The following is a 24,474-nucleotide window of genomic DNA, read 5'->3' as shown; positions in this document are numbered from 1 at the left end:
TCAAGTATTGCGTTGATTTATTTCATATCATCGAAAAACGGTCTAAGCGAATCTTCCGGCACTGGTTTCGTGAAGAAACTGATGATGATCAATAAAATAGTGGACACGAGAACACCCGGAATGACTTCATTCAAACCAAATGGCTTGTCCAGTAGGAACCAGATCAACACAGTGACGACCCCGCCACCCATCGACCACAGAGCGGCTGTCCCGGTGGCCCGTTTCCAATTCAGCCCGATAACGACGGATGCGAAGAAGAAGCTCGCGACCATGGATGCCTGTACCAACACGATGAACTGTACCATGTCGAACGGCTTCAAAGCGAAACCGAGCGGAATCAACGAAAGCACGACAATCGCAATCTTATGAATGAACATCTTCTGCTGATCCGTCGCCTGCCGGTTGATTGTACCGTAAATATCATGCGAAATCGCAGAAGCCGAAACGATCATGATGCCTGACACCGTGCTCATGATCGACGCCAGAATCGCTACCATGAACAAAGCACCTATTACAGGCGGCAGCAAATCGAGCGCCATGATGGATGATGCCGTATCGGGATTTCCAATTACCGGGTAAATCGTGCGGATACCCATCGCGACCAAACCGATACAAACTGCGATCACAGCCTGGAAGACGAATGAAAAACCGATTGCCAAGCGAACCGTCTTTTCATTCTTCAGCGTATACATACGCGCCAACTCGTATGGCGCAATGGCCATGGACAACCCGAATGCCAAACCGAACCCAAGCAAATCCTTGAAGCTCCAGTACCATCCAGTCAAATCAGGATTGAATTCCGTGATGAACTCCCCGACGTTAATGAAGCCGCCCGCCTGCATGTACAGGATCGGAAGGGCCACCAAGAAACATCCGCCCATGATGACGGCCTGGAAAAAGTCGCTATACGCCGTAGCTTTCATACCGCCCTTTAACGTATAGACCATCGTGATGCCGATCGTGATGACCGCACCCCAAACCATCGGCAAGCCAAATAAGGTGTTCATCAAGATTCCGCCCGCTACATACTGGGCGATCAAATACACACTATACGCCACAACGATCAGAACAGCGGAAACGATTTTCGCCGCCTTGCTGTTATAACGCTTTTCTATATAATCCGGTACCGTGACGCCATTGAACTTCTGGAACTTAGGCGCCACCCAAATGGCGGACACGATCCATCCCGCCCAAAGGCCCGGCCAATACCATAAATAACTGAAACCCGTTAAATAGAGGACACCGATCGTCCCGATGAACGTACCTGCACTCAACTGAGTAGCCGCTAAAGCTGCTCCCCCGATGACAGGTCCGATTGAGCGACCCGCAACCAAATGATCCTCACTCGTCTTATTGCCCCTGCCGGCTAAAAATCCGATCGTTAATGTGACTATAAAATACCCAGCAACTACATAGTAGAAAACACTGCTAATCTCGCCCATCTATTTCCCCCCATTTCTATACTTTTGCAACAACCAAAGAAAATATGCTGAAACGAAAACGATCGAGTAAATAACAATCCCCCAAAAACTAGTTCCCATCAGCGATCCCTCCCCTTTGACTTTCTAACTTCCACAGCGCCCCAGGAAACGAGAAGAATAAGCAAAGCGAATAGTGCGATAAACGAAACGATATTGTACGAATGGAAATAGATCGTCTTGTCAGCAAACACATAGGAAACTTTTGACGGTATATTCGTCATATGCTTCTCCGCTGTCTGCTGGCCGCCCTTCACGATATTAGGAAATGAATTCTTCTGTATCTCCATACCTTCCGGCGCCTCGAACTGAAGATGGACATTACGTTCGGCATCCACCGCAGCAATATCGGGAACGAACAACGGGATATCAAAATGCTGATCCGATCTCGGGACTGTATACTCGATCGTATAATCGGCAGTTCCCTGCTCGGTGCGCGGGAGTTCCAACATATACTTATCCAATAAATCCCCGTTTTCAATCGTCGGCTGTATGTCCTTCCCATCGGATGTGAACGATATATCAGACAACCCATTATCCGCCAACTTGGATAACGTATGGCCCACTTCGATATGATTCTCCTGAATATCACCCAGTTGGATTTGTTCTATGACCGTATAATGATCGTCATTTGTCACGATCTGAATCTCTGCTTTACTCAACACAGGAACGACTTCCTCAGCATGCGCCCGGTGATGGATAGGCATCATCATCAACAGGATAACCGCCGAGCATAGTAATCTTTTCATTGCTTTCCCCCTCATTCGAATTATTTGAAAAATAATAATTTAAATTATATTACGGGTTTTAAACAATTACAACCCATTTCAACCAATTAATTTTTGGAATTTTTATTATCAAGGCAACAGATGGATTCTCTTCCATGATGCCCAATAAGCGTCGGTAGATGCATGCGGCTGATATCGTTATTGACGTATGAAAGTAAAACGATCGAGTAGGAGGCTAATCATTAATTGATTAGCCGACCTCTCACACCACCGTACGTACCGTTCGGTATACGGCGGTTCAACCTTTTAAGTATCTTTGCTCATAAAGTTGGGGTATATCTTTCAGTCCCCACTTTATGAGTTTTTCGTTTGTTATTGCACGATGGAAGGTCATGGTTCTCGATACACGCCAATATCCCTTTCGGGAATTTGCCAGTCTCATGGCATCCTCATGATCGATGCCATATTTGCGAAGCATAGCGTACCTCGTACGAACTTTCTTCCATCGCTTCCAGATGATTTGTCGTAAACGATGGTTTAGCCAGTGTTGGATTTCTAGAATGAATGTTTTCATTCTGCTTACGCCATAGTAGTTAATCCACCCAACCGTCACTTGATTGATTTCCTTGACGATATCCACAAATGTTCCGGGGCGCTTTCGACTAGTCAGTTTTCGTAGTTTGTCTTTGAACCGTTGTTTTGCCGACCCACTGGGCCGGCAACCGACTTTCCCATGAGATTTTGGATATTGAAGCCGAGGAATGTAGCGGATGTGGCGCCGCAGATTTTACTTTTCTTCTGGTTGATGAGAAGTTATAAATCTTTTTCAATAAACTGCGTAACACTTTCCATCACACGTTCTCCGGCACGTTGGCTTTTGACATAAATGACGAAGTCATCCGCGTACCGAATAAAGCGATGTCCTCTTCTCTCCAATTCTCTATCTAGTTTATTAAGGTAGACATTTGCCAATATCGGTGATAATGGTCCGCCTTGCGGCGCTCCCTCTGTTGTTTCGATATAGATATCTTTGTCCAGAATACCAGACCGGAGAAATTTCCATATCAGTTTCAGTACCATTCTATCTGATATGAACTCCTCTAAGTACGCGTGTACCCTTTGGTGATGTATCGTATCGAAATAACTCTTGAGGTCACAATCAACAACTACTCGATAACCCTCTTCGTAGTAGTGTTCTGCCAATTTTATGGCTTGATGCGCACTCCTGCCTTTTCGGAATCCAAAACTATGTTCCGAGAATTTCGGATCAATAATTGGATTTATGACCTGTAAGATGGCCTGTTGTACGACTCTATCCAACACAGTCGGAATTCCTAAATATCTTTTCGATCCATCCGGCTTAGGTATGGCTACTCGTTTAACTGGCTGAGGTTTGTAGGTGCCATCTTTCAGCTTCATCTTTAATGGCTGAAAGTATTTCACCATATGTCCTTTTAATTGATCGACGGTAATCCCATCAACGCCAGGGGCCCCTTTATTGCTTTTCACTTTTGCATAGGCATTCCAAAGGTTATCATCTGTAATAACTTTATCGATTAAGTCGATACCATCTTGTTCTTTCATCTCCATGTTGACATCCCTTGCGCGCTCCTATCTACCCTTCGGTTTCCAACCTATCTCTCCATAGGCAGCCATCTTTTGGCATTGCCGTGATGTTTTCTGCGCTTCGGCGGTGATGTCTACACCTCCCTGTTTTCCAAGATTTAAGATTGTTCAGTCCTTCATTTCCGCTAGGAAACTACTATGACGTCTGCTGACTTCTCACGATAAATCTTGTTTCAACCGAGTTTCCTCGTCCGTGAGACCTACCCGGGTAAGTGCTACAACCTTCCTCCCATGTAACTGTTGTATCTACTGTATGGAATTCGGGCAGTATCGGACTTCGTTAGGTTTCGCAAACTCGTCCGTTCCAATTCAGCCTTATATACAATTTCTGTTCGTCAGTTCGGGATTTTGCCGTAGGCTTCCTTCAGATTCCATCTCACAATGGACACCCTTGCCCTTAGCTAACAGTTCCTACTGCCAAGCCTGTAGTGGACTTTCACCACCAAGTTATAGCACATGCCGGGCACACAAAAATAAACCGTCTTGCTTCTTAGAGAAGCAAGACGGTTTAAGCGTTAGCTTGGGGACTCTATAATAATCCTCCTATGCAAAACAGTAGCTAGATTCCTGATTGAAGATTTTGATGATCTTTCACTTTGTCACAGGTAACCCTGCATCATATAGCGGCCTACAGTTCTTCTATCTGTTTTCCCTGCTCTAAAGGTACTTTACATTCAAATTTAACTTGTAACCACCAATGCGGATGAGAACTCTCATTCATATTGACAACTTTAACAATAGGAGTTAAGCCATTTTCAATTAAAGAAAAAATAGCATTACTGTAAAAGGATGGAACGTATCCAAGGTGGTTGCCTCCCTTTGTGAAAACAGCTACCGCATGACGATCATATTTAGTTTTTGGTTCTGGTACTAAATGCAATTCACCATGTTCCTTAATCCATGAAGGCCACTCATTAGGCAAATGCCGATGACGCATGCCGTTTATAAAGAAGCTAGAACTCAACGTGCTGTTCTCATCTAATCTTAACGGCTGTTCAAATGAATACGTATCACTTGCTAATCGGCCTCGAGTGGCTTGAAGTATATCCATTTTACTCGCATTTTTTTCAAGCCTAAGTCAGACAGTATTTCATTGAAATCTTTTCGATCAATGGATGGAATACGCTGATCAAATGCCGGAAATAGTTTCCCGGAACGATACGTTTTAGTTGTGTCGGGAAATGCCGGATGAATCATATAGCCTTTCTTTAAAGCATCACCCAATTGCTTCTTACGACTTTTCGAGGTATAGATAAACTCATATACACCGTTGTAATGAGAAAGCGTGCCAATGTGATAGTAAGAACGGCTTTGTTCATCTTGCCAAACTACAAGCAATGTTTCAACGTTATTCATGATGATCCGCCTCCTTTTCAATCCACTCTAATATTTTCTTTCGTCTATACGGTATAATAAGCTCTCAAATCCATTTCACAATATATCACGTAAGCTGCCCGTGTTTTCTCAAATGAAGGAGGAAGACAACGAGGAATGGAGGAGGTATCTACATAGGAGGGTAGCTGATCCGGCTGTGTTTTGTAAAAAGGAAAGGAGCTGAAGGGATAGTCCGCCTGCTGGCTGACCATAGGTACGATGGTTTCAATAGGGCTTCGGTAAATGTAGCGGCTGACGGCGAGGAGCGCCTGCGGAGTGACTATTAATTTAGCAAAGTAGCGGCGCTGTTAGATCCGTCCGACGTGATGATAGCGTTTAACGTAGTAGTCGCTGTATCGCCGGTTGATCTGCTGCATAATCTTTGACAGGTCATCCTCCGAGCGGATGAGCAGGTGGAAGTGATTGGTCATGATACAGAATGCCGGGATGGTAAATCGATATATTTCAGCCGCGTGCGCGATACAGCGCATGAGGTGGTACATGTCCTCTTCAGCAGCAAAGATGTTCTGCCGATTGTTTCCTCTCATGACGACATGATAGTAGGCGTTCGGCTGCCAGTTCCGCTTACGTCGGGCCAAGGTGCTCACCTCCTTGCAGTACATTCGGCAGCTTGCGCCATTCGATCGCTTCTTGGATGGCCGAGTCAGTCATAGTTTCGCTGCCTTGCAGGTCGGCAATCGTCCGGGCAAGCCGGAGCAGCTTGACTTGTGTGCGGTTGCTCCATTTCTGCTCGAAGCAGACTATACCGATCCGTTGCAGCTGGACTTCAGAAAAGCCTGCTGTACGTTCCAGCTGTTGATAAGAAACTGTAGCGTTCAGTGAATGGCTTCCATAACGTTCATGCTGGAGACTGCGTACGCAACCGATACGGTGGCGAATTTCAGCAGACGTTTCGCTCGCTGCCTTTTCCTGCAAGCCGCTGCTCTTCAGTGACAGAACAAAATCAAGACGATCCAGGATGGGACCGGAAACTTTTAACTGATAGTCTGTCACCTGTCGCGGTGTGCAGGTACAATACCGTTCTCTGGAACCGTAATAGCCGCATGGACAGGGATTGGTGGCCGCGATCAAGGTGAAGGAAGATGGATAAGTAACCGTCTGTTTCACCCGGCTGATGGTCACTTCTCCCGACTCCATCGGCTGCCGAAGCATATCGAGTGTTTTCCTTGAGAACTCACCCAGTTCATCGAGGAACAACACTCCGCGGTGAGCCAGCGAAATCTCTCCCGGCTTTGGATACGTTCCGCCGCCGATCAATGAAATAGCAGACGCTAAATGATGCGGTTGGCGATAGGGCGGGCGCAGCGACATACCTTTCTTTTCCCGTGCGAGATGATACAGGCTGTAGACTTCCAATGCATCTTCTTTCCGCAGGTCAGGCATGATCGACGAAAAGGCGCTGGCCAGCAGACTTTTACCGCAACCCGGCGGACCGACGAGCAATGTATGATGCCCGCCCGCCGCTGAGATTTCAAGTGCGCGTTTTGCCTGCGATTGTCCTCGTACGGCCGAGAAGTCCGTTTGAAATACTTCTGCATCTTCTACGGCTGTAGAAATCACGGAAGTCAATATACCTTCGAACAGTAGGGAAGATTGCCCGCGCAAATGCTCGACCAGCGCTTCAACGGTCGGCAATGGAACAAGTTCGGCTTTTGCCGTGTCATGTAAGAAAGAGACATCGACCGGCGGCAGATAAATTCGTTTGAAGCCGAGCGACAGTGCCTGCTGCACAGCAGGCAGCATGCCATGGAACGGCAAGAGTTCACCGCTCAGCGAGAGGGAGGTAATGACACAGATTGAATCATCAATCGGAAGCGGCGAATCGGTCAGCTCCTGATAGGCAGCCAGCAGCATCGCTCCATCAAATCCTGTACCGCTTTTACGTAGATCCGCCGGCGATAAATGAATCGTCAGCTTCTTCATCGACAGATCAAAATCCAGCCGATGCAGGCAGCTAAGCACTCGCTCCTTTGACTCTTTTATACTCGCATCCGGCAATCCGATAATCACACATTGTTCTTTATCAATCCGCACATTCGCCTCTACCCGGATCCGTTCTCCTTTCATGCCCTGAAGCCCTACGCTCATCACAGCAGAAGACATGCTCACTCACCTTCTTTTCTACTATTTATATAGTTAAAGTATAAGCGCATGCAGGAAACTCGTCAAAACAGCAAAATTGAATTTTGCAGAAAAGAAAATGCATAGGTATCGCCTTTTGATTTTCAAAAATTCAATTTTGATGCGAAATTCGAGGGTAAAATTGAATTCTTGCTGTTTTACATAATGGGTATTTCAGTACATTTCCGACTGACCATTCCAAACTCCGTATTGTTCTCTATTCTTAAAAATAAGTGATTTGCCAAAATAAAAGGCCTTCATCTAACAATAATACGGCACACAACCAACACAAAAGCCCTCTAACCGATCATTCGATTAGAGAGCATCCCTATTCACACTCTAAATTATTTGAATTGTGTCTGAATTGTGTGGTGCACAGGCACCGGTCACTAGGTGTTAGAAGAATAGCAATGATTGCATAGCTTTGCTTCTTGTATCGGCGTCAAATAAGCTGCAAATAGAAAAGCCTCCTGACTGAATAATAGAGGCTGATTTAGTTAGTTGAATTGCGTCAGAATTGTGTGATGCACAGGCACTGGTTTTTGACTGGGTTGTTTGATGTATGGCGATATCCTATTTTCCATCGTGGAGGGGAACGTAGGATCCTTTTTTCTAAAATATTCCTGACATTTTCTTATCAATATGGTATAGTCTTATTAACGCATAACATTAGTTATAGGAGGAAATTCATGATGAAAATACTCAAAAAATTTTTTTTGGCTTCTGCATTGTTGATGCTTGTCTTTGTAAGCACAACTAAAACTGAAGCAGCAACGGATATACCAGATGGCGTCTTTTTCTCAAAAACCGGTGAATATTATAATCCACAACAATTAAACAGTCTATCTACACAAAAAATAGGGAAACTTTTTTCTGAGAATTCTTTATTAGAAATATATATTCATTATAAAGGTATTGGTGCAGCTTCCCTTGCACAATCAAATGCCTCTGATTTTATTACAGCAGCTAATAAAAATGGTAATAAAGATAATCCCGGAATTATAATTCCAAATAGAACTTACATTGATCCCAGTGGTAATAACGTTGAAGTGATTGACACTGGTGAACAGGTAACTAATTTCGAAGTTCTTAGTATTGATTAAGAACTATATACGACGCTAGATAATAATTATTTTATAGTAAGTAATTTAACAATAACTTTATGTATTATAAAAACATTTCACCCCCTTGTTTGTTAACGTCTAACAATCGAGGGGGTTTTTCAGGCTATTTTACACTATAAAATTTTCAAGTAAACTTGTTTGGTTTATTTCACTTTTTGATTGATGACACGACAGTACATTGGAAGTAGGTAATGACTTTTACGATGCTAGATTGGTATAATAAAGAGAAAGGAGTGTTTGAAGATGGATACTCTATCCTGGATTCCTCCTGATCCTTTTTTAGAATTGCTTCATGTCAATCTTGCTCCTGAAAAATTCATTTTAATTGCTCAAAGTACCCGATTATCCTCTTATTGCCCTTCTTGTGCTCGTTTGAATACTCGTTCTCATAGCCGCTTTGTCTAACCGCCGAAAAAATTGCTACAGCCATTCATATGCCGATGAGCCACGATGCCTTGTTATCGCTGATTTACCGGACAGAAATAGCGCCAGAGGTATCACCCTTTCCTAGGAATTGATGATTTTGCTTTTCGTAAAGGGCACACATAGGGGACGCTGATTTGCGATCATCAATAGGGTGTGCAAGTCGTTCTTTTACCAAATCGGTTTCCTGAAACCGTCACGGCTTGGCTGAGGAATTATCCGTCTACCCAGATTGTTAGCAGAGATGGCTTTCCAGCTATTCGAAATGCAACTACAGAAGCTGATTCTTCAATCAAGCAAGTATACGACCGCTGACACTTTATACGAGCTGCGAAAAAACAGGTAGATGCCTATCTGGGTATTCTCGTACCTGCTACAATCACCTAGACAGAATCAGCAGACGAGGGGCCGATGATTCATTTGACGAAGCAGGAAAGAATTGCAGCTGAAAGACAACAGAATAAATGACTGTTGATTCAAGAAGTACAAAAGCTTATCTGCAGGACAAGAATATTACAGAGCTCTCTAAGCAGTATCAATTAGATTGGCGTATCATCAAGAAATATATAGATTTAAAATCGCCACCCTTTAATCAGCGTATCATAGCTAAACCGATTGACCAGTATACGGACGAAGTGATCCGCTCGGAGCCTGCAGGTCAAACGGTCAAATCTATTTACCACTCTATTCATAAAAAGGGCCATCAGGGAACCTATTCATCCATTCGAACCTTAGCCCAAATAAAACGTAAAGAGCGAAAACATGATACTAAACCGACCACTTTACTGTCGAGAAGAAAATTGTCTGCGATTATTTGAAAAAAAGTGGAATTGAGTGATGTGGGAGTAAATCTCCTTCAGCGCTGTATGCCCATGTTTCCTGATATGAATACGTTCTATAATTCCATCCAAACATTCCGAAAACAAAAAGGCCAGTCCTTTAACCGATCACCATAAACTATTAAGTCGTATCTTATTGCTATCCAAATGTTTAACATCCAATACAGCTGCAGGATAGTCTTTCATGATCTCCAGTTCATCCTGTTCTTCTGCCGCACTTAGTTTGGCATCCAATTGATGAATTAGGCGGCTCAATGAAGCTAACCCTTTCCACTGTCTGCTTTGTATCAACTGCTCGACAACCATCTGTTTACGCTCTGTAGATAGACCTGCATAGCTGGGCAACGGGAGAGTTTCCAGTTGTTTCTGCAATGTCTTTGCATCTTCAATTTCAGCAAGACGGGCAACTTGGTCTTCTAGTGCAGAGACTGCTTTTTGGATGGAAGCCACTGACACATCCTCACCAAATTTCCTTAGTACTTTCTTAACTATGTGCTCTCTTCCTGCCTTGCCAAGATTGATAAAGTCATCTACAGCGTGCTCAATCGCGAATTCCATTACTCGTTCATTTGCGCTTAAAGAAGCAAATTCAGGTTCAGCAGGAATAGAGTCAGCTAAACGATCCAATGCCTTGAGCAATTCAGACTTTAATGGACACGTCTGAACGGGGTTTAACATCGTGCGTATGCGCTTAGCTTCCGTCGATGTTGAAACAGATGGCAGCGAACCTTTCACATCATAAAGACGCTTAAGCCAATCAATGCGAAGTCGTACCTCTTCTTTGGCTTCAACGTTGATGATTAAATCAGCAGAAGCCTGCTCAATCGCTTTCAATTCATCTTCGTGCAAGTCTGTACTCGTCTCCAACTGTGTTAATCGTTGGTTCAGATCTTGGTAAATCGGTGTTTCATCCTTGCCAGCTGTTACCGTATAATAAAATCCTTCCGACACTGCTAAATCTAATTCAGGTGTAGCAATACTGCCGGGAAGGACGGAATAATCAATCATGTTAGTCCCTCCTATGAACATACCTTACTTCTATTATAATAGATGACAGCTCAAATAAAAAGAAAGAACCAACCCGAAGGCCAGTCCTTTCTTGTGATCTACTCAAATGGTTGAGTGGATTATTATTTTACTTATCCAATTTACTCCACTGGTGGAGCTAGGATTGTAAATGTATACGTAATCGGATTTCCAGTAGGTTTTCCTGTAGTTTCTCCAGTTTGCTGTTTCGGCTGAATCGTAATTGTGTAAGTGCCTTCAGCTAACCCGTCCTTTGGTGAGAATGTAAGATTTACATCTCGTTTTTCACCTGCGTTAAAACCAACAGTAGCTACGCCGTTTGTATTGTTTTGACGTACGCCATAAAATACAGCATTGCTGCCTGATTCTTTCAACCTTGTCGCAAAGCTTGGATTTGCAGTTGATTTGCCCCAGTCAGCTGGCTGACGACCATCCGTTTTTGCTCCACCGCTAATATCGTCAGTTGTTCCGCCGTTTGTTTGAAGAGTAAGCTGAGAAAGTACATCATCAAACTTAGCATTCGACTGTTCCCCATCCTTCTTAACAGTGATATCTAAATATGCACCATTACCGAAGTAGTTGTAACCACCTGGAGAAGTATGAGCTGACTTCTCACCAGATCCGACTCCGTTGATTGAACCCCATTTGAATGAAGATTCATAACGATCTTGGTTCAAAGTTAGATCTCCACTTTTTGTTAGGTAAGCATCCTGGTTGCTTTCGTTTACAACAGGGTTGCTATTCGTTACTTCTTCTACTGTACCTGTACCAGTTAGTGTTACGGGTGCAGTTCCAGAGACTTCTGCTACGGTTGCGTTGTTAATTAATTTTACTTCACTATCTGCTTTGAAGTTTTGAATGCTAGCATTATTAGTGATAGTAGGAATATTAACGGTACCATCACCAGTTACAGTTACATCTCCAAGTGACCCTTCCAAAGTAACATTTCCTGCTGTAGCTACTTCAACAGCACCAATAGTGGCACCAGTTGCATTAACAAAACGAGTTCCATCTGCGTCAGTAATTTTTACCGCGCCAAGCGTACCTTTGTTTGTGAATGTGCCCGGAGCAACGTTAACAATTGTAGTTGTTCCTTGTACTGTAGCTCCATCATTTACGAAACTTGCATTCACTGTATCGATTGTTAGCGTTCCAGTAACAGTACCATTTGAAAGAGTAATCGTTCCGCTTTGAGTCGTGTTAAATTCAAGGTTACCTGTTAATGTATGGCCACCAAGATCAACGTTCACTACACGGTCTGCTGTTACATTTCCAGTAAAGTTAGCACCAAGTTTAATTGTCTTAATTGCAGTATTCTTAACAGCTGCATCAAACTGAGCTTTGTTCGTTACCACTTTCGTAGCTGAAGGTGGTGTTGGCAATGGTTTACCATTCCGTGTCTATCCTGCCAGGGATTTCGACCGGTCTACACCGTACGTGCGGCTTTCACCGCATACGGCGTGCTATCGATAGATTTACTACCGACTAGGTTCCTTCGCTCCTGCCAGTTTTCCCCTCTCCGTATGTTGCCATACAGATACAGACGGCTGGCGATCGACACTACTACGAACCCGCTGACTTCCCTGATGCCTCATTGGAATTACTCTTCCTATTCACCAAGGACCTCAAACGTTCCATACCTGTCATCCCTTGTTTTTATTACCGTAGGTCCCCACTATGCACCATCAGAAAATCCAATTTAATAGCCTGAATTGTATTGGATTCTACTCTGCCATTTCAAACAGAGAGATGAATGTACAGCCGAAGGTTCTTTGTAGAACATTCATTAGCTGATGTAGCGTTAGTCCATGGGTTCATCTGCTTAACCATAGTAACCTTTTAAGGAGCCCCGCATACGACTCTCACGTATTACGACTTCACCTGGCTTCATGCATAACGACGAGTAAGTCATATAGCATGCAGGAGGATTAGGCTCTATGTATATTAGGCTATTCCATAGGTCAGGGAATTCTCCCGACATTTGACAGTGTATAGTTAAAGAAAAGCCTCCTTACTAAAAACTTAATTCTAGTGAGGAGGCATCCTTCACTCATTTCATTCATATTTCGATGAATTTATAGAGTAACGTTTCGCAATTTTGTTATTCGGCTACTGCTGTGATTGCTTTGTCGATGTCTGCTTTGATGTTTGTAAGAGTAGAGTAAGCTACCTTATCTCCATCTTTGTCAGTTGGGAAGTTCGCAAGGAAAGCTTCTGCAACTGCTACTTTTTGTGAAGCAGAAAGATCATTGTACGCTTTGTAGTCAAGCGCTGACAATGCCGTGTTCATAGCATTGATAGTTGTAGCACCGTTCACATTTGTAAGCAATGTACCACGAGCTGTGTCTTGTGTAGTAATTTCAGAAGTAACGTCAGCGTTATCGGCATAACCGTTAGCTGGCTTTTCAGCTAATACTAATCCAGCTACTTCTAATTTAGCAGTAGAAGAAAGATTGATATAAGTTGTATTGCTAGTTGCAATCGCAAACTTAGTCAATGCTGTTTTAGCAGCTGTATCAGTAGTGGCAGCATTTAGAGCTACACGTGCGTTTGTAGCATTAACAACATCCTTAACTGCAGCTTCTTCACCTGCAACAGAATTAGTATCTGTGATTGCAGCGTCGAAGTCAGCCACGTCAGCAAGGTAAGCTAATGCATTAGCTTCTACAAGATTATCTAATTTTAATGATGGATTTTGAAGAAGTGCAAGCAAAGCAGCGCCAGTTGCATCAGAAGGAGTTTTAACTTCTAAATCAACTGCATCAAGTGCGTCTGTTGGGCTATTTACTCCATCAATAATTCCTTGAATTAATGCCGCTGTATTTTTATTAGTTGGTGTAGTTTCTGCTACCAATGCATCAATATAATCTTGCAAAGAAGCTTCTACAACTGTTGTGTTGTCAAATGCATCAGTGCCAAATGCTGCTCTGTCAGACAAAGTAGCTAAAAGTTCTTTAAGCTGAGCTGGAGTTGTTGCAGCTGTTACGTCTCTTACTGCTTCAGCAGCAGCCGTTTCTGCATCGTCGTTAGCATCGCCAATGATTGTTTGAATCTCGGCTGCTGTATCTTTATTAGCTGCTACAGCTGTTGTAATATCCGTTCTGTAGCGAGTCAACTCTTTAGAGTTTACAGTAGCAATATCAAAGTCATCAGATAGTTTGTCCAATGCGTTCAAAGCAGCAGATAGTTTAGCATTTGTATTAGCAACAGTTACATTAACTACAGCTTCATGTACAGCTAAACGGTCAAGAAGGTCTTTCTTAGTCGTTACACCTTCTGCGTCAGCTGGTACATACTTGTTTACAAGAGCTTTTGCGTCTGTGATGTCTGATTGAGAGAGAGTTCCTTCTGCAGCTGTTACTGCATTGCCTGCTTTAGTAAGATTTTGCGCATCTATTGCATTTTGAATCCCTTCAATAGTTGCTCCTGGAGTCTCACCAAAGTAGTAAGTTGAATCTAAAGCTAGTAGACCTACTGTAGTAGAGTCGTCATCTAAAGTAACATTCTCTGTAGAGTAATCTGTAATCCAGTCAGCATTTACATTTGAGAATGCAGGATCTTTAAGTGCATTTAACAACTGAAGAACGTTTGTAGCATCTGCTACCTTCTTAACTGTCGCAGCTTCCGCTTCAGCATCCATGTCAGCTTGATTTACTTCATCAATAATTGCTTGTACTTCAGCAACTGTAGTTTGAGTTCCATCAAGAAGAGTGTCATACTTTTCAATATTAGCTTCTACCGCACCAGTGAAGTACTTAGATTGTAGTGCAGTCCAAAGTTCTACAACATTAGTAGCTTCGTTTACTTTTACTACAGCGTCAACTGCTGCTGTATCGAAGTCTTTACCCTGAACTACAAAAGTACCTAGTGGAAGCTCTTCATAAGCTGTTACGAAATCGAACGTAGCTGATGTGTCGCCAACCTCTAGGTTAACAGGTGTTACTTCAACAGTTTTACCAGATGGATCTACAACAGTGATTGTAGCGCCTTCTTTAGCTTCTGTAAGAGCTGTGAATGATACAGTAACGCCAGTCTCGTCAATCGCACTTACTGATTCAACAGAAAGTTCTGGAGCAACTACATCACCAATAACTATATCGTTGCCATCTTTCCCTACATACGAACCTTCAGGAATGATTTTTTCTGGCTCATTTTTAAATCCATTTTCATTTGCAGCACTGATAAAGTCAGAAGCATTTGCTTGTGCTAATGTAGCAGTTCCTATTCCTTCTGTGTAAATGAATACCTGATCAGTAGAATTCTCATCAAAAAGCTTACCAATCTTTTGTGTTGATAAATCCCCTAGTTGCTCTACTGTGAAAAATTCATTTGTAGCAGAAAAGTATACGCCCTCTTTAACTGGAGTAGCTGCAGACGCTACACTGCTTATCGGTGCAATAATTGCTGAAGAAGCCAATGCTGCTATTAACAACTTTGAAGTGCTTTTTTTCATTATAGTTTTTCCCTCCATTGCTATATTTAAGGACATCTGAGATTCATATATATGAATCTCAGATGTTTAATCAATAACTGATAATCAGTTAATTAGTATTTAAACTCAATAGCCTTTGAAGCAAGTTCTTTACCAGTAGCATCATATGCTTTTAATGTAGCTTTAGCTGCTTTTGCAGAAGAAGTAATATATTCGAAGCTACGGTTTTCTTTATTATAAGTTACATTCAACTCATCTGTAGATGAACCTGATTCTGCAGTTAAGACGATTTTCACACTATTTACATCGCCAACAGTAGTAGCGATAGTACCTGCAATATTGTAGTCAGCCAAAACTGGTAGAGTAGCATTTACTTTTGCAGTTTGTGATGTAAGAACAAAGTCCTCAGCTGGAGTTGCTTCTTCTAGTTTAGCAATTTTAGCTTCAGCTGCTTCAAGAGCAGCTACTGTAGCAGGAGTTACTAAACCTTTTTGTGCTGTAGTCAATGCATCGTATGCAGCACGTGCAGCTTCCACGGCAGCTTTATCAGCAATTTTAAGGTCTCCAACGGCAGGAAGTGCAGTCACTTTTGCAGTTGCAGCATCAGCGGCAGCTTTATCAGCAGCGTTTGTTGTAGCTGTATCAGTAGGGCCTGCTTTAGTAGTATCTTGCTCAATGATATAGAACGAAGTTGTGCTTCCTTTTACTTCGCGAGTGACAGTAACTTCACCTTTTTTCAACTCTTTGATGAAGTCATCAGCAGTTGCGATTGGTGTATTACCAAGACCTTTGTATTCGTAAGTTACATCTTTTTCACCAGCATATTTAACTGCATCTTTTCCGCTGAAAGTAAGTTCTTTCTTTTCGGAGTTGAAAGATACAACATCGCCAGTGTAAAGATCAGATACCGCTCTTGTAGCTGTGAATGAAGCAGTAGCTTCTTTCGCAGTGAACGCATAATCCTTACCGTCTGTATCAACAGCAATTCCAGTAGCTACTACGCGTACTGAAGTGTTTTTATCCATAGTTGGTGCTACTTTAAGATCTGTATTGCCTGTTTCCTTAGTAACTGTATAGCTACGGTTAGGAGAAACGATTTGACCTTCAACTGTCACATCGTTAGCACCTGTATTAAATACAGTATAGGATGCCTTCTTAACAGAAGTGGATGCAACTTTTTTGTTTGATTGGTTAACTAGTTCTGCTTTAAACGTTGCAGTTTCGCTACCTTTGAATTCTTTTGTTTCTTTACCAGCAGCGTTGTAAACTTTCAATGCTGCGCCGTCTAGGTATGCAGCCTGGAAGTAAGAGATTTGACCAATTGCATATGGCTCGCCTTGATCAAAGTTACCTTCCACAGCGTTTGGATTGTTTACATCGATCCAAGCGATTGGAGTTGCATAGTCATTCACTTTATCAGAACCAATAACGAATGTCGCTTGACCTTTGCTGTCTGTTTTCACAGAGATTTTTTTAGCTTTGTCTCCAGTGAAGTACTGTTGTGTACCATCGTTGTTAACTTCAATGAATTTAGCATCTGTGTTAGTAGAGATTACACGGTCTAAGTCTTCATTGAATGCAACGTTAACGATTTCGTTCACTGCAATGTTGCCGTCTTTGTTTTTAACAGTCAACGTGTACTTACGGCCATTAGTTCCGCCAGTTGCTGCAACATCACCGTTGTCGCGAACCATTTCAAGAGTATACTCTGCTTGGTTAGCTGAGAACGTTACTTTTGAAGCTGTTGCTTGTAAATCAGATGCATCATATTTGTAATCATTAGTTGTTGGAGTATTGTTAGCAACAAATACTACAGGAGTTACTGATGTATTTTTACCGGAAACAGTGAATGTAGCTTCACCTTTTGAGTCTGTAGTGATTTGTGCAGCTTTAGTAACTGTACCGTTTGACAATTGAGCAACTTCAACGCCGTTAACTGTAGCGTCTTTCAATTGATCAGGTGTTACTTCGATGTTCTCTTTGAATGAAACATTCAAAGTTTGGTTTGCTACTGGCTTACCAGTTGTAGCATCCTTATGAGTTACTTTGTATGTTTTATTAGCGCCATTGCTGATTGTTGATCCAGCAGTTACGTCTTCTACTCCTAGGATTGTGTCAACGCCCCAGAATACATAACCGATGCTGCGTACTGTTGGCGCACCTGTTGGGTATGCTGTTACTTGATCTTGACCTGCGGAGTATTGAGTGTAAGAGAATGTCGCAATTCCATCTTCGTTAGTCATTACTTCGAAGACTTGGTCTTTGTTAGTTGTGCCGATAGTGTTAGCTTTCACGTTGAAAGTAACAGGGATACCAGCTTTTTTCACGCCAGTGTCAGCTGAAAGGATAACCTGTTGTCCAGTTTTACCTTGTACTGATTGGTTAGTGATTTTGATAGAAGTTGGAACTGTAGCTTCGATACCAGTGAATGTACCGATTGCTTTGCCGTCCAAGTTCACTGTGTACTTTTCTCCGCCCTTTTGAACAGCAGTTGTCAATACAACAGTTTTGTTATCAGTTTGCTTAACTGCTGCGTTAGAAACAGTTAAACCATCGATAGAGAATTTCAAAGAGTCAATGTTTTTCACTTCGTCTTTGAATGTTACTTCAACTGTAGTAGCATTGATGCCTTTAACAGTTGCAACTCCAGGAGCTACTACTCCGCCGCCAACTTTATCGAAGTCTACTAGAGTAGTCTTGTAAAGGAATGAAGCGAATTGTCCACGAGTTGTTGTGTTTTTAGGGTTGAATTCTGGTGCAGCTGGGTTTGTGATGTCGAAGAAGTCTAGAACGTCGATAGCAGGACGAGCTTCAGCTTTCGCTTTGCCTAGGTCTGTAACGTCTTTCTTGAAATCTTGATCTTTCACGTATGATACTAGGTCAACGTCATGTACGCGGTCGAATGCACGAACAAGAACGATTGCCATGTTTTCACGAGTGATATCGCTTGATGGGTCAAGTGAACCATCTGGTTTACCAACGAATACACCGTTGTCGTAAACTAGTGCAGACATTTTTAGAAGCTCATCGTTAGATGTAGTCTTCAAGTCTGAGAAGCGTGGCTTCGTTTTGTAGTCTTTAGGTACGTCATAACCTTCTGAGATCAACCATTTACCCATCAATTTTACTACGTCAGAACGTGTAAGTGTTTTGTTAGGTTTGAATGATCCGTCTTCGTAACCGGAGATAACACCTGCATCAGAAAGAGCGTTGATTGCCTCTTCGTGTGTGTTTCCCTTTGTGTCGTTAAAAGTTGCAGCGAATGCTACTGGTGCTACTGCAGATGCTACTAGTGCAGCTGATGCAGCCCCTACTACAAACTTGCGATATTTCGTTGGTTGGTTAGCCATTGAATAATTTCCTCCTCTAAGATATCTCTTTGTTTTTGCCAGTAACTACCTATGTATGAAAGTAGTAGGCATTACACATTAAAGTATAGATAAGAACATGCTGAAAGTCAATTGAATCTTGGAATATTTACTAGTCTAATAGCATAGAATGACAAAATATTTTTGCCGCATCTTCTATTGTATAGAAAGATTAATATAATACAAGTATTTTCCATACCGTTTAAAAAATAGAGTATTTTGTGCATGCAAGGAAATTTTGCAAACAAAAAGGCTAGAACAGATGGGAACTGTTCTAGCCTTTTTGTTTGCGGTCAACCAACCGTAACGCTTTGCACGAGCTGTGCTATATTCTAAGAGAAAATTATCCTTACACCTACGTATTCTATCACCTAGTTAGCTAGATTACAAGATAGTTCTGCTAGGGTCATTAGTAAAAGTTGTTATTTTCTGTTAGTGGGCTGAATCTACTTGTACTATCGGAGACAACCCCGACTCTACTTTGTCATTTCTTGCGGTACACTTCTACTAGAAACTTTGGTAGATTCATCTGTCTTTTTATGCGGCTTGGCTCAAGCAGCAATCGGTACAGCCATTCCGCTCCAGCTTTTTGAAACGCAGCCGGTGCTCTTTTAATATTTCCCGCCAATACGTCGAATGATCCGCCTACTCCCTGGAATAGAATCGGATGCAGCTCATTGCGGTGTTTTTCAATCCACTGTTCCTGCTTCGGTGAACCCATGGCAACGAACAGAATATCCGGCTGCGCCTCATTGATCGTATCAAGCACCACTTGTACATCTTTTTCATAACCATGCTGCACGCCTGCGATTTGGAGATTGGGATACAGTTCCTGCAATTTTGCAGCTGCCGCTTCAGCAACGCCAGGTTTAGCGCCGTAGAGGAAAATTCGTTTTCCTCTGACGGCTGCTTCCTGTACGACCCGGTCCATCATATCGATGCCGGTGACGCGCGAGCGAATTTGGCCCTTTTTCAGCTTGGATGCCAGAATAACGCCGATGCCATCCGGGATTTGAAATTCCGCCCGGTTGAGCAATGCTTTCAGTTCGGGATCTTCTTTTGCTTTCATCAGCTTTTCAGGATTGATGGCTACGATCAGTGATTTCTTTCCTTCTTCTATATTTGCGAAGACTTTTGGAATCAGTTCATCGTAGTTTTCCGTATTGACCGAAACGCCTAGTATCTCTTCTTTCATTTATAAAGCTGCCCCTCTTTTTTGCCGTCTCCAAGTTTGAAGAAGCGATATTCTTCCTGTTCCCATTTATCTGCGTTCAGTGCGTTTTTCGTATCAAGCAGAATCGGTCTCGGCTGTTTCGTCTGCACGTTTGCCGGATTCAGCTGTTTGAACTCGTCATGATCCGTTGTTAATAGAAGCAGATCCGCATCTGCCGTTGCTTCTTCTAGTGTTGCCACTTGAGTCGGGTGCTGCAGTTCTTTAATATGCGGATCAAAGGAGACAACTTCCAATCCGAGCTCTTGCAGGGATTCTGCTACTTTTGTAGCCGGGCTTTCTCGCATGTCGTCGACGTTGCCTTTGAACGCCAGTCCGAGAACCGCCACTTTGCCGTTTTCAATACCATATTCCTGCAACAGACGCTGTGCGCGTTTCGCTGTATACATCGGCATGCCGTCATTTGTCAGGCGGGATTTTTTGATAATGTCCGCTTTCTCCGGTGCGAGTTCCACTAAGAACCATGGATCGACGGCGATACAGTGACCGCCGACGCCAGGGCCTGGTGTATGGATATTAACGCGCGGATGGAAGTTTGCGAATTTAATGGCTTCCCAAATGTCCACATCAATGCCTTCTGCGATTTTCGCAAGTTCGTTGGCAAATGCGATGTTGACGTCGCGGTACGTGTTTTCCATCACTTTGACGAGTTCTGCTGTTGTTGCGTCCGTCAGATGGATCGTTCCTTGTACGAACGCCTGGTAGAGATCCTTTGTCATTTCTGCTGACTTCGCGTTGATGCCGCCTACGATGCGGTCGTTGTTAACGAGTTCTTCAAAGATTTTGCCGGGAATGACGCGCTCCGGTGAGTGAGAAACGAATAGCTCTTCTCCGATGATCAAGTCAGTTTTGCGCAGTTCAGGCAGCATGATGTTTTCTACTGTCTTTGGTGGGACAGTCGATTCCAGAATAACGAGTGCACCTTTTTTGACGTATGGCACGATCGATGCTGTGGCCGCACGGATGAACTCCAGGTTTGCTGTGTTGTCCGGGTTGATCGGTGACGGTACGGCGATGATGTAGACGTCTGCTTCCACCGGTGCCGTGGACGCTTGGAAGTGGCCTTCGTCTACTGCCTGCTCCAATCGTTCCTGGAGACCGTTTTCTTCTATATGTAGTTGTTTATTGTTGATGAGTTGTACGACGCGTTCGTTACGGTCGACGCCGTGTACTTGCAGGCCGCTGTTCGCGAACATGACGGCGGTTGGAAGGCCGATGTAACCAAGGCCTACTACGCATAATTTCTTTTTCATAGTGTATGATACCTTCGCTTTCTAATTTGGGTGCCGTCGCTGCCTGGTAAGGCTAGACGGTGGGTTGGGTATTGGATCTGCACTGCAGGCGGACGCTTTCCGCGGGCACGGCTTCAATCTCCTCGTCACTGCGTTCCTGCGGGGCTTTCAGCTCGTGCTGTTCCCGCAGGAGTCGCCGCCTCATATACGTCAACTTAAGGTGTATTTCTTCTTTTTATTCGTTCTGTGACCAGCTATTTCTTGATTGGAACGGTTTGGATTTGCTGGAATACGGGAATGTCTCTAGTAACCTTCACTTTACAGATTTGAAGGCACAGTAAATAACCCCCAGTATGTTCTTTTTTAAAAATAGTGTGCTTATGTTAGCCAGCTAATGGGTCCGGATCCCCTCACATTCTTCCGGCCATTGCTGGCTAATATGTGGAGTAGTTCATCCATCAGTTCCTTCCACTTAGGAGAAGCACGCGCCTGCACCAGTTTCCACACTCGTTCACTCACTTCCCGGATCGCAATCCGCTCACTCAGTATCAGTTGTTTCTCTCGCCAAAAGTAATGACGCACTTGATACGTAAGCAGCACACTCAATAAGAAAATAATTAACTCCGCATACAAATGACACATCCATCTCTCCAGTTTCATATTTCGATGAGGAGCGACCCCTAAGTCGGATTTCCATGACTTGAAGAGGAGCTCAATTTGCCACCTGTATCGATAGAGTGTACAGATTTCCGATGCCGGAATGTCTGTGGGCAGATTGGTCACATATAGAGACAGGCTAGACAAGTCCTTTACTTTTTGTTTAATGATTCCGGGCTTCGTCTGTTTGCGTCGTTTGATACGAAATTCCTGGCGCTTCTGTTCCTCGGCTGTCATCCGGTAGATCACTAAGCGGGCTGGCATCCGTTCATGTTTTCCTATATACACTCGCGGAAACTCTTTGCTTTCTCCCGGTTTCATGGTCTGTACTTCTTCTTCCAGATACAACCGGATATGCGCGTACTTTTTCATGAGTTCTCCGTTTTTATGATAACGCGGGTGTGACGAATTCACATAAAACATGGTGTCGGCACGTGCGCGTGATACATAGAATGCTTCTTTCTTTTCAATCTTCCTGAACAGATCACATTTGAAATAGCCTAGATCCTGAAGAAGCAGATCATCTTTCTGCACGCTCTCTAACCGGCTGAGCCCTGAAGGGGAATCTCCTGCTTTTCCAGGCTGGAGTTCCACATAATAGAACTTTCCTGTCAGATAATCAAATTCCAATTGGCATTTAACGCCACCCCCCGTGGTTCCGGGGAACATGGTGTGAAGTGCGTCAGGCAATTTAATGGAGCTGCCATCCAAAATTCTCATGCTTCTAAATGGATGAGTGGTAGCGATGGGAAGCTTAGAGAATGCCATCTGGAATTGGCTGTCAAATAACCGGAGAAAAATCTGTTCCAAAAACTGTACGGCATTTTTGTTGAACCGCTTATCCAGCGCCTGCTTGGATAGCGTCCGATTCCGTTTGGCCAGCTTCGCACACAGATGGGTTAACGAACAGCCCGCAACCGCCCCCGGCTGGTCAAACAGAAGATGAAGGAATGTATTCATATCCAGCTTGCGTTCCCGTTGAATAAACTTAGTCTCTCTAGCGATAGCGGTAAGTTCTTTTGGGTGACAGAAGAGTAAACAATCGACGCTGCTGATAAAAAGGATGTTTAGGCTTCATGAGGTATCCCTCCTTCTATTTGTCGTGGTAAGGATTTATACCAACAAATAAAGGAGATCAATCATAAATTACTAAATTTTTCTTAAGTTGACGTATATGGTCGCCGCCTTCCGTTCCGATCCTACTTATAGTGTAGTGGCAGATGGTGACTACCGTTTCGTTTTGTTGGGATTTTACGTTCAAGAGATTTGATTCCAACAAGTTTTAGTTCAAAGTAAAAGGATGAATTTCTTCATCCTTTTAGAAATTTAATTCAAGAAGAGCAAGCCAGTTGATCGTAAGTGGAAGGCGGCGACTCCCGATGGATCAGCCCGTCAGGCTAGACAACCAAAGGGAACTTGCGACCTGGTTGGCTCACCGCGGGCCCATGGGAAAGCGTCCGCCTGGAACGTCGATCAACGCTGCCATCCCGTTTACTCCATCTTCTCATTATACCAACATCTCTTCATTACAACCAGTTTATTTAGCTTGTGCCTGTACTGTATAAGGTGTGTACGTACCCTGGACTACTTTCAGCCCGTTGGCTCCTGTTATGCCCGGGTGGACGACGAGCATGTATTCTGCCCCGAGTGCCATTGGTCTGGCTGGCTGAATCGTCATAGTTTTGTCGTCGCTTGCTTTTTTCACCGTTTGTATAGAGACGCTGCCGAATTTAATAAGTTCCATCTTGTTGAAATCCTTTGCCGGTCCGAAGTTCATTTTTTGTGTGAATTCGACGTTGAAAACTTTGGACTGCGGTACGCCGGATGGTCCTTTGACTGGTTTATAACCTTTTGCGGCCAGGTCAGCTATGATGAGGCGTTTGTGCATGCCTGCCTGCTCCGTGCCCGGCTTCATTTTAATATTCGGTTCGACGCCTTTGTGCTGGACGGGTGTTCCCTTTGGCCCTGTGTAGTGACCTGTCGTCAGCTTCAGCGCGCCGCCGTTTTCTAATTCAAATAATGACTGGACGCTTCCTTTGCCTTTCGTTCTCTCCCCTACTATGTTCGCCGCCGTCTGATCTTTGAGGCTGACTGCAACGATTTCAGACGCCGATGCAGAATAGCGGTTGACGAGTACATACGTGTTTGCCGGGAATTTATTTTTCGCAGGGATGGCTTTCGCTGACTGTGTGCCCATGCGTGTCTGCAGTTTATAGGCTTCTTTCGTCTTCGGGAAGAATCCAAGCAATTGCTCCGCGCTTTCCACGTAGCCGCCGCCGTTAAAGCGCAAATCAAGAATCAGCTTCTCCGCTCCCTGATTTTTCAGGCGCGCCCAGTGCGTGTTGACGTCTTCCAGCAAATGCGCAGAGAACGTTTTGATTTTCATATAACCGACATTACCGTACATCATATTGGACTGCACATTATCTTGATTATACGGCGCGGCCACACTCGCAACTTGCGCAGGGGCTTTGGCGCTCGCGTATTGATTGAGATAGTCATTGTATTCCGCAGGTGACATATAGACCGAGTATTCGTCGAGCTCCCGGACAATTTCCGTGACGTTTCTCGCACTGTGAAGATTAGCGGGCTGTTCGCCGTAGTAATACAGTTCGACAATTTCTTTCACTTCGTCGAGCGTTGAAGCTTCAGTGGCAGGCGTCAGGCACAGCCAGGCCAAAACAGCCGCTGCTGCAAATAAAGTTTGTTTCATGGCGCTTCCTCCTTTATTTCGGTATAAGGATTGGTATGTATCTTTTCATTATACCCTTATACACAGACGATTAAGCGGACA

The 24,474-nt window shown here is 43.7% G+C and carries 18 protein-coding genes; 2 read left to right on the top strand and 16 right to left on the bottom strand.

The genetic code is table 11. The features are described 5' to 3' along the window. Positions 1-17: 17 nt before the first annotated feature. The 8 genes from SporoP37_RS12180 to SporoP37_RS12155 form a co-directional block, all read right to left on the bottom strand. A complete protein-coding gene (locus SporoP37_RS12180; protein WP_085431071.1) occupies positions 18-1,442 on the bottom strand; it encodes a sodium:solute symporter family protein in 1,425 nt (474 codons plus the stop codon). A gap of 98 nt (positions 1,443-1,540) precedes the next feature. Then, positions 1,541-2,227, bottom strand: coding sequence for a hypothetical protein (locus tag SporoP37_RS12175; protein ID WP_085431070.1), 687 nt, complete (start codon positions 2,225-2,227; stop codon positions 1,541-1,543). A gap of 277 nt (positions 2,228-2,504) precedes the next feature. Continuing rightward, positions 2,505-2,846, bottom strand: a complete 342-nt coding sequence (locus SporoP37_RS17470; RefSeq protein ID WP_231293245.1) for a group II intron maturase-specific domain-containing protein — start codon at positions 2,844-2,846, stop codon at positions 2,505-2,507. A gap of 173 nt (positions 2,847-3,019) precedes the next feature. Then, positions 3,020-3,796, bottom strand: a complete 777-nt coding sequence (gene ltrA / locus SporoP37_RS17465; protein ID WP_232329756.1) for a group II intron reverse transcriptase/maturase — start codon at positions 3,794-3,796, stop codon at positions 3,020-3,022. Between the two features lie 664 nt (positions 3,797-4,460). Continuing rightward, positions 4,461-4,883, bottom strand: a complete 423-nt coding sequence (locus SporoP37_RS17460; RefSeq protein WP_232329755.1) for an HIRAN domain-containing protein — start codon at positions 4,881-4,883, stop codon at positions 4,461-4,463. Beyond that, on the bottom strand, positions 4,850-5,188 hold the full coding sequence (locus SporoP37_RS17455; protein ID WP_232329754.1) for a hypothetical protein: 339 nt from the start codon (positions 5,186-5,188) through the stop codon (positions 4,850-4,852). The genes SporoP37_RS17460 and SporoP37_RS17455 overlap by 34 nt, the downstream gene beginning before the upstream one ends. A 326-nt stretch (positions 5,189-5,514) precedes the next feature. After that, entirely contained in the window at positions 5,515-5,805 is a 291-nt protein-coding gene (locus SporoP37_RS17450) for a transposase (protein WP_232329753.1), read from the bottom strand. Further along, on the bottom strand, positions 5,792-7,330 hold the full coding sequence (locus tag SporoP37_RS12155; protein WP_085431069.1) for a YifB family Mg chelatase-like AAA ATPase: 1,539 nt from the start codon (positions 7,328-7,330) through the stop codon (positions 5,792-5,794). Before SporoP37_RS12155 ends, SporoP37_RS17450 begins: the two co-directional genes overlap by 14 nt. A gap of 707 nt (positions 7,331-8,037) precedes the next feature. Between SporoP37_RS12155 and SporoP37_RS12150 the strand changes: the two genes are divergently transcribed. Then, entirely contained in the window at positions 8,038-8,451 is a 414-nt protein-coding gene (locus SporoP37_RS12150; RefSeq protein ID WP_085431068.1) for a hypothetical protein, read from the top strand. 908 nt (positions 8,452-9,359) lie between these two features. Continuing rightward, positions 9,360-9,713: a hypothetical protein gene (locus SporoP37_RS12145; RefSeq protein ID WP_081243916.1), complete on the top strand. Its 354-nt coding sequence runs from the start codon at positions 9,360-9,362 to the stop codon at positions 9,711-9,713. 129 nt (positions 9,714-9,842) lie between these two features. On the opposite strand, the gene SporoP37_RS12140 is transcribed toward SporoP37_RS12145, so the two are convergent. The 8 genes from SporoP37_RS12140 to SporoP37_RS12105 all read right to left on the bottom strand — a co-directional run bounded on the left by SporoP37_RS12140 (position 9,843) and on the right by SporoP37_RS12105 (position 24,393). Then, a complete protein-coding gene (locus SporoP37_RS12140) occupies positions 9,843-10,742 on the bottom strand; it encodes a hypothetical protein (RefSeq protein ID WP_085431067.1) in 900 nt (299 codons plus the stop codon). Positions 10,743-10,882: 140 nt separating this feature from the next. Further along, positions 10,883-12,142: a hypothetical protein gene (locus SporoP37_RS12135; RefSeq protein ID WP_085431066.1), complete on the bottom strand. Its 1,260-nt coding sequence runs from the start codon at positions 12,140-12,142 to the stop codon at positions 10,883-10,885. Positions 12,143-12,861: 719 nt separating this feature from the next. Next, positions 12,862-15,213 carry a hypothetical protein gene (locus tag SporoP37_RS12130; RefSeq protein WP_085431065.1) on the bottom strand — a complete coding sequence of 784 codons (2,352 nt, stop codon included), beginning with the start codon at positions 15,211-15,213 and terminating at the stop codon, positions 12,862-12,864. A 92-nt stretch (positions 15,214-15,305) separates the two neighbouring features. After that, positions 15,306-18,542: an S-layer homology domain-containing protein gene (locus SporoP37_RS12125; protein ID WP_085431064.1), complete on the bottom strand. Its 3,237-nt coding sequence runs from the start codon at positions 18,540-18,542 to the stop codon at positions 15,306-15,308. Between the two features lie 502 nt (positions 18,543-19,044). Then, positions 19,045-19,755 (bottom strand): WecB/TagA/CpsF family glycosyltransferase, encoded by a 711-nt coding sequence (locus tag SporoP37_RS12120; RefSeq protein WP_085431063.1) that lies wholly within the window; start codon positions 19,753-19,755, stop codon positions 19,045-19,047. Next, positions 19,752-21,044 carry a nucleotide sugar dehydrogenase gene (locus SporoP37_RS12115; RefSeq protein ID WP_085431062.1) on the bottom strand — a complete coding sequence of 431 codons (1,293 nt, stop codon included), beginning with the start codon at positions 21,042-21,044 and terminating at the stop codon, positions 19,752-19,754. The genes SporoP37_RS12120 and SporoP37_RS12115 overlap by 4 nt, the downstream gene beginning before the upstream one ends. A 357-nt stretch (positions 21,045-21,401) precedes the next feature. Then, complete coding sequence (locus SporoP37_RS12110; protein WP_255414209.1) at positions 21,402-22,736, bottom strand: IS4 family transposase; 1,335 nt, start codon at positions 22,734-22,736, stop codon at positions 21,402-21,404. 481 nt (positions 22,737-23,217) lie between these two features. Then, entirely contained in the window at positions 23,218-24,393 is a 1,176-nt protein-coding gene (locus tag SporoP37_RS12105; protein WP_085431061.1) for a S41 family peptidase, read from the bottom strand. Positions 24,394-24,474: the final 81 nt, after the last annotated feature.

This window comes from Sporosarcina sp. P37, from assembly GCF_002109365.1.
In the GTDB taxonomy this organism is placed as follows: domain Bacteria; phylum Bacillota; class Bacilli; order Bacillales_A; family Planococcaceae; genus Sporosarcina.
This window is presented reverse-complemented; position numbering and strand designations above follow the sequence as displayed.